The sequence below is a fragment of the Desulfosporosinus cupriresistens genome (assembly GCF_001707885.1).
Taxonomy (GTDB): Bacteria; Bacillota; Desulfitobacteriia; order Desulfitobacteriales; family Desulfitobacteriaceae; genus Desulfosporosinus.
This window is the reverse complement of the sequence record NZ_MASS01000085.1, coordinates 1-12,088: the sequence shown is the minus strand read 5'-3', so window position 1 is coordinate 12,088 and position 12,088 is coordinate 1. Positions and strand designations below refer to the sequence as shown.

Below are 12,088 nucleotides of genomic sequence, written 5' to 3'. Positions count from 1 at the left end.
CCTTGGCTTGCTCTTCTATCTCCTCTCCACTAATCATAATTACCGGAATGTCCTTAGCGAACCCATCATTTTTTAGCAATTGCAATACATCTAAACCACGGATATCTGGCATGTTATTATCTAATAAAATAAGTGATGGTTTGTATTCAGACAAAGCATATCCTAAACATTCGTCACCACTGCCCACTTGTTTTGACTCATAGCCGGCGTTAGCTAGTACTTCCGCAAATAACCTGCGAATGGATGGCCTATCATCTACTACTAATATGTACTCGACCATGAGCATTCTCCTCCTCTTTATATCATTATATGACTAACAGTATATATTTTCAACATATTATACAAACTTTTAATTTGTGAAAGAGTTGTACTTAGACCTTTACAATGGTAATGAGGTGATTATATGGAAAGTATCCGAAAAGTGGTAGGAAAAAATATACGGTTTTACCGTCTGTCTAAAGGCATTACTCAGGAATGCCTTGCGGAAAAAGTCGATGTAAGTAGTACTTATATCGGTTATCTGGAACGAGCTCAAAAATCTCCTTCATTAGAGCTGATTTCCACAATATCAAAAGCCTTGGAAATTGAACCTGCTCTGCTGCTAACCCCACCTGATAAGGGCGATGATGAATTGAAACGTTTAATCTCCCTTTTGTCAGGCAAAGCACCTTACTCTGTTGCCTTCGTCCATGATATTGCCACTGCTTACTTCAAATCCCTCGAAGATCATGACTGCCAAAAGGACCAGCTGCATTACTAATGTTTTTTCGTTCCGACAGCTTTTTTCTTAACGATGATAGTATGCTAATAATATTCGTATTCTGACGGGTAAGAGGCTTGTCCATGTACTCGGTTGTTGGACGTAAGGATCATTCTTTTTAAATCCTGAGCTGTGATAATAGTGATAGTCTGATATAATGGTTAAATGACTTATCAGTGTTTCGAGAGATTGCGAGAAAAGTAATCTAGCCCAACAAGAGAAAAGAGGGTCATCTTTCGTGCAAAACGTTCAACAAAGACGTTTGCAGGGTGTTGGAGCTGTTCTGGGAGCAGGAACTGGTTATGCCTTAATGTCAATACTGCTGAAGTGGGCTTACCATCTGGGGCTCGGTCCAATTCAGGTTATTACCCTGCAATCATGGATAGCGTCGATACTCCTTCTGATCTATGCTGTGTTCTTTAAACGTGAGATATTTAGGGTAACGTTTCGAACAGTGAGGATTTTAGTTGTACAAGGTGTGGTCGGGAACTTAGGAACCGGACTTTTATACGCGTATTCCCTCATGTTTGTTCCTGTCTCTGTGGCTATTTTGCTCCTTTATCTCTATCCAGCGCTGGTTTTAGTAGTCGGAGTGGTAATTTGGCACAAAAGGGTTGGACGGCAAGAGATGATTGCCTTCTTCTTAACCCTAGCAGGGACCACGCTGGCAAGCGGAATCTTCTCTGGAGTAAGTGGAGTTGCTATAGAGGGGATAATTCTGGGCTTGGCTGCCGCCATGGCCTATGCGACTTTTAATATTTTGGGCGAAATCGCTTTAACAAGGGTATCTCCCTTGGTCGCGATGTGTTTTTCTCAATGGGTTTGTGCTTTAGCTCTGCTGATTGTTATCAAAGGAGACATCATGAGTATTCCTTGGGAGAACGCTCAAACTTGGGAAATCGGTTTCTTGCTAGCGACAGTCGCGTCGATCATTCCGTTTTATATGATTTTGGTGGGGATTAATCGGCTCGGAGCTGATCAAGCAGCCCTTCTCAGCACATTTGAGTTGCCAATGACGTTTATTATGGCAGCTGTTTTCTTTAATGAGTTTCCCACCGGAGATCAGTGGATTGGTGGGGGCTTGGTAATGTGTGGAATTTTATTATTAAACTGGAGGCGTAAAGGTGAATAAAGCAACAAAGAAGCTCTTTATTAAAAACGGTCAGATTAAAACGATGATCGGACGCGAATTTATAGGGAATATCCTAATTGAGGGATCAAAAATAGTGGCGCTGGGAAAAGATTCGGATGTGGAAGTTCCCTCAGATGGAGTTGTGATCGATGCATCGGGATGTCTTGTGTTGCCAGGGTTCATTGATGCGCATTGCCATATAGGTATTGGCGAAGAGATCTATCGTTGGGAAGGGGAAGACCTTAATGAAATGACGGATCCTGTGACCCCGGACATGCGAGCAATTGATGGAATTAACCCTGAAGATGAGGGTTTCCGAGATGCCCGCTTAGGTGGTGTGACGGCTGTATTCACAGGACCTGGAAGTGGGAATGTGATTGGAGGAACGGGAGTTGTCATGAAGACGGCCGGAAAAATTGTGGATAAGATGATTGTCCGTGATCCTGCAGGTTTGAAAGTGGCTTTTGGAGAAAATCCTAAGATGGTTTACGGCGAACAAAAGAAAATGCCGATGACCAGGATGGGAACGGCAGCACTTCTTCGTCAGGCCTTGGTGGATGCTCAGGTGTATCGGGATAAAATAGAAGAGGGGAAAACAGATCCTGACAAAATTCCAGAGCGAGATTTGGGTTTAGAAACCCTTGTGAAGGTGATTAACCACGAAATTCCTCTGCGCGCCCATGCTCATCGTGCAGATGACATTATGACGGCGATTCGTATTGCGCGCGAATTTGAGGTGGACCTGGTTATCGAACATTGTACGGAAGGCCATAAAATAGCAGAGGAACTCGCTGAGCTGGGGTACCCAGCAGTGGTGGGGCCCTTGTTGACCAACCGTTCAAAAGTTGAGCTTAAAGATAAATCGTTCAAAACTCCAGGCATCTTAGCCAAAGCTGGAGTGAAGGTTGCTATCATGACGGATCATTCTGTCACACCGATTGAACAGCTTCCGCTTTGTGCGGCGTTAGCTTGCAAAGCAGGGATGGATGAGGCTGATGCCTTGCGAGCCATCACCATCAATTCGGCAGAGATCTTAGGGGTGTCTGATCGAATAGGATCTCTTGAGGTTGGAAAAGATGCAGATATTGTCATCTGGAATGAACATCCATTTGTTTTAACCGCTCACCCGCTTTATGTGATCATTGACGGTAAGATTGTAAACCCAGAGCCTAAAGAAAATGGAATAAGCTAATGAGTTCTCAATGGTCTGCGAGACTTCCTATTATTGCAGGAATAGGGATGGCGATAATCTGGGGTTTCTCCTTTTTATTTACTAAGGAGACCTTGGATCATACATTTCCGCTGCAACTTCTGGGCTTTCGATTTGGAGTGGCTGCACTTTTTCTTACATTATTAAAGTTGACAGGTGTGGTAAGGTTCAAGCTTAAGGGAAAATCGATCTCCTCTCTGCTTCTCTTGGCGCTTTTTCAACCAGGACTTTATTTCATTGGGGAGACTTGGGGAGTTAAGTGGACTTCAGCGTCTGAGGCGGGTATGGTTATCGCACTAGTTCCAGTGGCTATAGCCAGCATGGCTGCAATTTTTCTCAAAGAAAAGCTCAATGTGAAGCAGATTATTTCGATCAGTGCCTCTGTGTTGGGAGTGTTACTGATCGTGTCTGCTCAAGGAAAACCCCAGTTTGGAGAGCATCTCTGGGGGATACTAGCTCTTCTTTTAGCTGTTTTGGCAGCGGGCGCGTACAGTATCCTAGCAAGACATTCATCCAAGAGGTTTACTCCCTTGGAGATTACATTTATTATGATGTGGGCCGGAACTGTGATCTTTAATGTACTAGGTGTCGGGCAGAGCGTTAGTGAAGGGTCGTTCTTAACCTATTTAAGCCCGCTTCAGTTGCCGAGTGTTTTATGGGCAATTCTCTATCTAGGTGCTTTATCGTCAGTGCTTGCTTTTTTTCTTTCTAATTATATGTTTGCAAAATTGCCCGTTTCGCAAACTGCACCAATTTTAAATCTTATAACGGTCGTGTCTGTTTTTGCGGGCGTTTTTTTTAGGGGAGAGCCGTTTGGATGGATTCAGGCATTGGGCATAACACTGATAGTTTTAGGAGTTTGGGGAACGAATACCTTTGGCAGGATCGCGTTGCCACCTATCCAAATCGAGGCTTAAAGTTAGTATTATATAGTTTGAGGTTCATATCGTCCATTGCTCATTAGATCCACAGATTGGCTCAACTTAAGCGCAGAATAAAATAAATTTTTATCATGCATAATTTCGTAAGTTTTAAAAGTTTCCTATATTCCTTATCCAAACAGGGTACACTAAAGAAGTTTGTATTTAGGAGGAATAGAGTAGCATGGACTATAGAGTTACGAGTTTAACGGTTGAGCAAACTCGAGAGTGGGGGAAAAAACTGGGAGAGTGTTTAGGGGGAGGAAGCGTCGTAGCTCTGCTTGGAGATCTGGGCGCAGGGAAAACAGCCTTTGCCCAAGGGGTAGGTGAGGCGTTAGGTGTGATCGGTCCTATGACGAGCCCAACCTTCACCTTAATCCATGAATACATAGCACGACTTAAAGGAACTCAGGTACGATTAATTCACATGGACCTTTACCGATTACAGCGTCCGGAAGAGGCTGAAGTGATTGGGGTTGAAGACGCCTTCGTTGAAGATGCTGTCTGTTTAATTGAATGGCCAGAAATTATAGAAGATTATTTGCCAGAAGACCGCTTAGATGTTGTAATCATTGGAAGTGGAGAACAGCCACGTGAGATTATCTTTCATGCCAAGGACTCTGATTGGGAGACTCGTTTAAAAGACATGATTTAGGCTAGTACAACACATAGGATAGGAAAATGAAGGTTCGGAGGTTCTCATGAAATACTTAACGATCGATACGACGACAAAAGTTACGGCAGTGGCCTTGGCCGAAGACGGGCAACTTGTCGGAGAAGGATTTTTACATACTTTAAAGACGCACTCAGAGCGCCTTATTCCAATGTTTGATCAGTTGCTTACAGCTGCTGCTTGGACACTTCAGGATTTAGATATGATCGGGGTAGTGCGAGGGCCGGGTTCGTTTACTGGAATCAGAATAGGAATCGCTACAGCGCAAGGATTGGCTCAAGTGCTGAATCTCCCCCTCATTGCCGTAGTGTCCCTCGATGCCTTAGCTTGGGCAGGTTTGGGGAGAACGGAGGATATTGTTCCTATTCTGGATGCCCGCAAAAATGAGTGGTACACAGCTCGTTACTATTGGAAACAAGGAGTAGAGAAGGCAGAGTGCCTAACCTGGCCTCAAGCATTGTCCATAGACCTATGGTTAGAACAATTGAAGCGACTCGATCGTTCGTATTGTTTTGTCGGAGATGCGGTTTCAAAATCAAAACAACTTATTGAAAATGTTTTGGGCGAGCGAGCGGTAATTTTACCAGAGTATATAAGCTTACCTCGGGGTGCCTATGCGGCTCGAGCGGTTTGGCAACGTTGGCAAGAAACAGGTACCGGGGACCGGGTGGAACCCTACTACATTCGTTTTTCTGAGGCAGAGGTTAATTGGGCAAAGAAAGAGGAGGCACGAAGGAGAGCGGCGCATGAATAGTGGGATTGTGCGGCCCATGCTTACTACCGATCTGGATGCCATTATGGAAATTGAGCGTGTCTCTTTCTCAACGCCTTGGTCTCTTGAGTCCTTTAAGGCGGAGCTTAAAGAAAACGAGTATGCGCGTTATCTCTGTTTAGAGTTAAACGGCCAAGTGATCGGTTACATGGGGCTTTGGTTTATCCTTGATGAGGGACATATTACGAATATCGCCATTACTCCCAACTATCGAGGGCAGCGTTGGGGAGAGTTTTTAATGAAGTCTGTGATGGAGAAGATGGCGGAACAGGGAATGGAGCGGATGACGCTGGAGGTCCGTGTCTCCAACAGCCCAGCTCAGTCTTTATATAAGCGCTTAGGTTTTGTTACCGCCGGGTTCCGTAAAGGATATTATGCGGATACTGGAGAGGACGCAATGATCATGTGGGTGGAATTGGGAACGGAAGTGAATGTAACGTGACGGAGAGTACAAAAAAGAGTGTAGTAATTTTAGGAATTGAGACAAGCTGCGATGAGACCTCTGCGGCAGTTTTAGTGAACGGAACAGATTTGCGCAGCCATATCATTTCTTCTCAAATAGTGACCCATCAGAAGTATGGAGGTGTTGTGCCAGAAATCGCCTCACGCGAACACAGTCTTCATCTTTACCTAGTTGTGCAGCAAGCATTAGATGAAGCGAAGGTTGATTTTCGGGGGTTATCGGCTATTGCTGTGACGTATGGGCCTGGGCTTGTAGGGTCCCTATTAGTAGGGGTTTCCGGAGCGAAAGCGATGGCCTATGCTGCAGGAATCCCTTTGATTGGCATCAACCACTTGGAAGGGCATATCTATGCTAATTTCTTAGATCATCAGGATTTAGAGTTCCCACTGCTGGCTTTGTTGGTTTCTGGAGGACATACCCATCTTATTTTGTTTGAAGCCCACGGGCAGTACCAAGTTTTAGGTCATACACGTGATGATGCGGCAGGTGAGGCACTCGATAAAGTGGCCCGGACCTTAGGTTTAGGTTATCCTGGCGGGCCTCAGATACAAAAAGTGGCTCAAGAGGGGGATGCGTCTGCGTTTAAGTTTCCCCGGGCCATGTTAGAGCCGGATAGTTTGGATTTTAGCTTTAGTGGTATGAAATCAGCCGTTTTGAATACTTTGAATTCTGCGCGTATGCAGGGAGATACTCTCAGCGTTCCAGATGTTGCGGCCTCTTTTCAGCAAGCGGTTGTAGATGTTTTAGTTAGGAAAACGTTGATGGCCATTGAGCGGACGGGAGTTAAGACGTTACTATTAGCGGGTGGAGTTGCGGCTAATAGTTTGTTGCGTGAAACCTTAGAGAAATCGTTGTCTGAACATAAAGTACACCTGGTTTGTCCGCCCCCCATTTATTGTACCGACAATGGAGCAATGATTGCGGTAGCTGGGTATTATCATTATTTAGCAGGGGACTTCGCGCCTTGGACACTTAACGCTGTGCCGGGTCTTGGACTTGTATGAGTGACTTTTGTGAAATTGCACCCGGATCCTACGACGTAGAGCTAATCATTCTAGCTCGCTAAAGGGAGCAGGGAGCCAAAAGCGCACCGTCATCGCTTGAGGTTTCATTTCATTTGGTGCATTTCAGTATATATAAGTACTTAAACCCAAAAGCCCGCTAAATTGATGTGCAAAGCATCGACTTAGCGGGCTTTTGGTGATTCTATCCATAACTCCGTAAACAGGCAGAACGAGATACCTGTTCACGGAGTTGACGCTTTTCTAAGTTCGTGGAAGAAGTATGTCTTAAATGTTATATATGGGCACACACCAATTTTAGCCTGCCCCACAAATACCGCGTATGAAACAATAGAACAGGCTTCTTACGGGTTATCTAAAATAGCCCAAGAACTTACAACTGAAATAGCCAAGTTCAGGCCTTAGTATTGAGAACGAAGCGAGGAATTTCATTTCCTCGCTTCCTTTCGTACTAATGGAAACTTTATGACAGATAAGAGGGCATCTTCTCTGTGGATAAGGTGTAGCTGTGGATAATGTGGATAAGTCTGTAGATAAGTCATTGATGCGGTTTTGAGGTTTTTCGATAAATATCCTCACATTGGATAAGGTTACCCACAGGTCCTGTGGATAATGTGCATAAGTTTGGCACATGGCGCAATCACTTGATTTTGATATGTGGATAACTCTTCGTAATAAAAAATGGAAGAAAGCAAGAGATTTCTACCTAAAGATGACCTTTTTTTCATAATTTACAAAAATAACGAACTATTTTCTTAATTCACTAAACACTTTTTTTATGTCCATAAACATGACAGGAAGTGCAAGGCAAGATACACTATATGATGTGCACTACAGACTGCTGCCTATTACTCTTGATCCTTGTTCTATATTATTTTGGAATTGTTTGAAAATACTCATAATATTTTAAAAACAGGAAGGATTTTTGCTATATTGATCGAATGTTTCTTATAAAGAGCGAGATCTAACCGAAGGGGTAGTACTGAAATGAGTGAGGACAAACGGCACTTTAAGGCAGAAGTGCGCAAATCGTGTTTAGCTCAGCGGGCAGCTTTAGGAGAAAAAGAGAGAGAAAGTAAGAGTCGAATTATCCAGCAGAAATTTCAAGATTTACCAGAGTTCCAACAGGCTCAGACAGTGATGTTATTTCTTAACTTTCGTGATGAAGTAGAGACTACAGCTTTAGCGGAGGCGACGATAACATGTAAGAAAAAACTTGTATTACCTCGTTGTGCACCCCACGGGATACTTCTTCCACTTGAAGTACGCGATCTAAGTGAGGATCTTGAGTCAGGGGCTTGGGACATTCGCGAACCTAAACTTACTAATGGAAAAGTAGAACCATCAGAAGTCGATATAATTATCGTGCCTGGTGCGGGGTTTGATCTTCAAGGGAATCGTTTAGGGTACGGTGGCGGTTTTTATGATCGCTTCTTTACGTTGTTAAATCCCTTAACACCTAAGGTCGCTCTCGGTTTCGAATGTCAAGTTATTGAGAAAGTGCCAGTTGACAAACATGATATCAAAATGACAATATTGATCACAGAAAATGAGGTATACAAATTTTAGAACGTTAAGGTATCAAACTTCAAAGGGAATTTCAATAGGGGGGGATTTTTTTTGTGCACCACGTGTGAGAATTTAGTGGACCCAAAGCAAATTAAATTGGATGAAGTCATTATCAAGTATCGAGATGAAAATGGTCCTCTCATTCCAATCTTGCAAGAGGCCCAAGAGATCTATGGATATTTGCCTGCTGATGTGCTTAAACACATTAGTAAAGGGTTACGTATGCCTCTGGCGAGGATCTATGGTGTGGTTACGTTCTATTCCCAGTTTCGCTTGACTCCCGTTGGACGAAATTTAATTAATGTCTGTTTAGGAACAGCTTGCCATGTACGCGGAGGAGCTAAAGTATTAGAAACTATTGAAAAAGGTTTAAAACTTAAAGATGGGGAAACTACGGAGGATAAGCGTTATACCTTGGAAATTGTGGCATGCATTGGAGCTTGTGGACTTGCGCCGGTAATGTCAATCAATGGTCAGGTTTATGGACGATTAGAGCCTGAGAGTGTTCCAGAAATATTGGCGAAATACGAGTAGGGGGATAAAGGGATGGCAGAGAACAAACGTATTCTCGTTTGTGCAGGGACGGGCTGTGCCTCATCCGGTGCACATAAAATTATTGACGTATTGCAGGAAGAAATAGTACGCCAAGGAATTCAGGACAGCGTAAGCGTTGTTCCAACAGGATGCCACGGCTTCTGTGAGCAAGGACCGACGCTGATCATTGAACCACAACAAACATTGTATACCCAGGTAAAGGCTGAAGATATTCCCGAGATAGTAGCCAATGACCTCATGGAAGGTAAACTTGTCGAGCGATTGCTTTATATCGATCCTCTTACCCAAAAACCAGCGACAACCTTTGCCAATTCGAATTTTTTTGCAAAGCAAATGCGTTTTGTGTTAAAGAATTGTGGTTTTATTGATCCAGAAAAGATTCAGGATTATATTGATAACGATGGATATAAGGGTTTGGCGAATGCCCTGAAAATGTCACCGGATGAAGTCGTTGAAGAAGTCAAGAAAGCTGGCTTGCGTGGTCGGGGTGGTGCAGGATTTCCAACCGGGCTTAAATGGGGTTTTTGTAGGAACTCTCCAGGTAACAAGAAATATGTTATCTGTAATGCAGATGAAGGAGATCCCGGCGCTTTCATGGATCGGGGCGTTCTTGAAGGGGACCCTCACTCCGTTATTGAGGGGATGTTAATTGGTGCCTATGCGATCGGCGCCGATGAAGGGTATGTCTATTGTCGAGCGGAATATCCACTTGCCATCAAACATATGGAAATTGCTATTGCCCAAGCTGAAGAAGCAGGCTACTTAGGTGATAATATTTTGAATTCCGGATTTAATTTCCGTCTTAGAATCCGAGCTGGGGCTGGTGCTTTTGTCTGTGGTGAAGAAACCGCACTTATGGCATCAATTGAAGGACGTCGTGGAATGCCCAATGTACGCCCACCGTTCCCTGCCCAAAGTGGTTTATGGGGAAAACCAACCAATATTAATAATGTAGAAACCTGGTCGAGTGTACCTCACATTTTGAAAAATGGTGCTGATTGGTATACCCAATACGGAACAGAAAAGAGCAAAGGAACTAAAATCTTTGCCTTGACTGGGAAAATAAACAATACTGGTCTAGTAGAAGTCCCAATGGGCACAACCTTAAGGGATATCCTCTTTGACATCGGGGGCGGAATTCAAAACGGCAAGGCCTTTAAAGCCGTACAAATTGGGGGCCCCTCTGGCGGATGTTTGCCGGATTCGATGCTTGACCTTCAGGTGGATTATGATACTTTAACAAAAGCGGGAGCTATGGTCGGCTCGGGTGGACTCGTTGTCATGGACGAAACCACTTGTATGGTGGATATTGCTCGCTTCTTCTTAGACTTTTCCCAAAAAGAATCTTGTGGAAAATGTACCCCTTGCCGAGAAGGAAACAAACGGATGTGGGATATCCTTGACCGGATTACCAAAGGAGAGGGAAAACTAGAGGATCTTGATACGCTCGAAAATCTCGCTCTGGTTATTAAAGAAACTTCGCTTTGTGGATTGGGTCAGAACTCACCGAACCCAGTACTGGCTACGCTGAAGTACTTCAGAAATGAATTTGAAGCACATATTCTTGACCATAAGTGTCCAGCTCATGTCTGCACTGCCTTGCTTACCTATTCGATTGATGAAGAGAAGTGTAAAGGTTGCGGGCTCTGCGCTAAAAACTGTCCAGTTGGCTGTATTACAGGGGAGAAGAAAGAACCGCATAAGATTGATGCGAGCGCTTGTATCAAATGCGGAACCTGTTTGGAAAAATGCAAGTTTGACGCGGTTATTCGGTTATAAGCGGAGAGGAGCGAAACACTTTGGAGTTGCTTACGTTAACGATTGATGGGCGCGAAGTCTCCGTTCCGAAGGGGACGACGGTGCTTGAAGCCTGTCGCATGAATAATATTCCGATTCCGACCTTATGTCATGCCCCTGAGTTGACCGCTGCCGGTGCCTGCCGTTTGTGCATTGTTCAAATTGAAGGGATGCGCAATCTTCCTCCTTCTTGTGTCACACAAGTAACCCCAGGTATGAAGGTCGAAACGCAGAATCCGAAAGTTTTAAATGCTCGTAAAACAATTTTGGAATTGTTGGTTGCCAATCATCCGTTAGATTGCATGACTTGCCAAAAATTAGGAAACTGTTCTCTGGCGGAGTATGCCTATGAGTATGGTGTAACAGGGAAAAAATATCAGGGAGAAAAGCGCCACCTGCCCATAGATGACGCAAACCCTTATATTTTAAGGGATCTTAATAAGTGTATATTATGTGGCAAATGTATTGCTACCTGTGAAGCGGTAACAGAACGCAATGTGATTGGCTTTGCTTATCGTGGATTTAGCGCTAAGGTTTCAACCTTTATGGACACCGATCTGAAGGATTCAAGCTGTGTTTATTGCAACAGGTGTGTGGCCATTTGTCCCGTTGGAGCCCTTATGGATAAAAACATGATTGGCAAAGGTAGAGCATGGGAGCTATCAACTGAGGAAGTCACCTGTACTTTTTGTGATTCGGGCTGCAAATTTGACATTAACTCCAAGAATGGTAAAGTTGTTGGTGTTACAGCAAAATCCGCGGCGAATGGCCGACCGCTGTGCTTGAAAGGACGTATTGGTTCGGACTTCAGGTACAATTCTGATCGGACAGAAATGCCTTTCATCAATCAAGAGGGTGAGTTTGTTCAGGTCACTTGGGGGGAATTTTTAGGGTTAGGTGATATCGTGGAAAAGATTAACTCCCTAACGAAATAAGACTGATAAGACTAATAAAAGTTTAAGTTAAATGCTTATATTATACAATTTAAGACGAAAAAAGGGCGCTTCTTAGGAAGGCCCATTTTTCATATTCAGTTCAAAAATCTAGTTAAACCAAACTAAACCAAACTAAAACAAAATGAGAGGAGTGGATTACTTTGGAATGGTTTACCTTAACGATTGATGGGCGGGAAGCTTGCGTCCCGAAAGGGACAACAGTGCTTGAGGCCTGTCGTATGAATGATATCCCCATTCCCACCTTGTGCCATGACCCGGA

The 12,088-nt window shown here is 43.9% G+C and carries 14 protein-coding genes; 13 read left to right on the top strand and 1 reads right to left on the bottom strand.

The genetic code is table 11. The annotated features are described in order from the left end of the window. Nucleotides 1-280: response regulator (locus DSBG_RS20300; protein ID WP_068966664.1), on the bottom strand; the 280-nt coding region annotated here is incomplete at its 3' end. A 123-nt stretch (nucleotides 281-403) separates the two neighbouring features. Between DSBG_RS20300 and DSBG_RS20295 the strand changes: the two genes are divergently transcribed. The 13 genes from DSBG_RS20295 to DSBG_RS24150 form a co-directional block, all read left to right on the top strand. After that, nucleotides 404-760, top strand: a complete 357-nt coding sequence (locus DSBG_RS20295) for a helix-turn-helix domain-containing protein (protein ID WP_009613148.1) — start codon at nucleotides 404-406, stop codon at nucleotides 758-760. A gap of 238 nt (nucleotides 761-998) precedes the next feature. Further along, nucleotides 999-1,892 (top strand): DMT family transporter, encoded by an 894-nt coding sequence (locus tag DSBG_RS20290; protein ID WP_068966662.1) that lies wholly within the window; start codon nucleotides 999-1,001, stop codon nucleotides 1,890-1,892. 43 nt (nucleotides 1,893-1,935) lie between these two features. Continuing rightward, a complete protein-coding gene (locus tag DSBG_RS20285) occupies nucleotides 1,936-3,084 on the top strand; it encodes an amidohydrolase (RefSeq protein ID WP_068966666.1) in 1,149 nt (382 codons plus the stop codon). Beyond that, nucleotides 3,084-4,019: a DMT family transporter gene (locus DSBG_RS20280; RefSeq protein ID WP_068966660.1), complete on the top strand. Its 936-nt coding sequence runs from the start codon at nucleotides 3,084-3,086 to the stop codon at nucleotides 4,017-4,019. The genes DSBG_RS20285 and DSBG_RS20280 overlap by 1 nt, the downstream gene beginning before the upstream one ends. A 187-nt stretch (nucleotides 4,020-4,206) precedes the next feature. Next, nucleotides 4,207-4,677, top strand: coding sequence for a tRNA (adenosine(37)-N6)-threonylcarbamoyltransferase complex ATPase subunit type 1 TsaE (tsaE, locus tag DSBG_RS20275; RefSeq protein WP_068966658.1), 471 nt, complete (start codon nucleotides 4,207-4,209; stop codon nucleotides 4,675-4,677). Nucleotides 4,678-4,723: 46 nt separating this feature from the next. Next, nucleotides 4,724-5,449: a tRNA (adenosine(37)-N6)-threonylcarbamoyltransferase complex dimerization subunit type 1 TsaB gene (tsaB, locus tag DSBG_RS20270; RefSeq protein ID WP_068966656.1), complete on the top strand. Its 726-nt coding sequence runs from the start codon at nucleotides 4,724-4,726 to the stop codon at nucleotides 5,447-5,449. Continuing rightward, nucleotides 5,442-5,909, top strand: coding sequence for a ribosomal protein S18-alanine N-acetyltransferase (rimI, locus tag DSBG_RS20265; RefSeq protein WP_068966654.1), 468 nt, complete (start codon nucleotides 5,442-5,444; stop codon nucleotides 5,907-5,909). Before tsaB ends, rimI begins: the two co-directional genes overlap by 8 nt. Beyond that, nucleotides 5,906-6,934: a tRNA (adenosine(37)-N6)-threonylcarbamoyltransferase complex transferase subunit TsaD gene (gene tsaD / locus DSBG_RS20260; protein ID WP_068966652.1), complete on the top strand. Its 1,029-nt coding sequence runs from the start codon at nucleotides 5,906-5,908 to the stop codon at nucleotides 6,932-6,934. The genes rimI and tsaD overlap by 4 nt, the downstream gene beginning before the upstream one ends. A 1,005-nt stretch (nucleotides 6,935-7,939) precedes the next feature. Then, entirely contained in the window at nucleotides 7,940-8,521 is a 582-nt protein-coding gene (locus DSBG_RS20255; RefSeq protein WP_068966650.1) for a 5-formyltetrahydrofolate cyclo-ligase, read from the top strand. Nucleotides 8,522-8,572: 51 nt separating this feature from the next. Further along, on the top strand, nucleotides 8,573-9,055 hold the full coding sequence (nuoE, locus tag DSBG_RS20250; protein ID WP_068966648.1) for an NADH-quinone oxidoreductase subunit NuoE: 483 nt from the start codon (nucleotides 8,573-8,575) through the stop codon (nucleotides 9,053-9,055). Between the two features lie 12 nt (nucleotides 9,056-9,067). Beyond that, nucleotides 9,068-10,855, top strand: a complete 1,788-nt coding sequence (gene nuoF, locus DSBG_RS20245) for an NADH-quinone oxidoreductase subunit NuoF (RefSeq protein WP_068966646.1) — start codon at nucleotides 9,068-9,070, stop codon at nucleotides 10,853-10,855. Between the two features lie 20 nt (nucleotides 10,856-10,875). Continuing rightward, nucleotides 10,876-11,808, top strand: coding sequence for an NADH-quinone oxidoreductase subunit G (locus tag DSBG_RS20240; RefSeq protein ID WP_068966644.1), 933 nt, complete (start codon nucleotides 10,876-10,878; stop codon nucleotides 11,806-11,808). Nucleotides 11,809-11,969: 161 nt separating this feature from the next. Then, nucleotides 11,970-12,088 (top strand): 2Fe-2S iron-sulfur cluster-binding protein (locus tag DSBG_RS24150; RefSeq protein ID WP_141694389.1); only part of this gene is annotated, 119 nt, incomplete at its 3' end.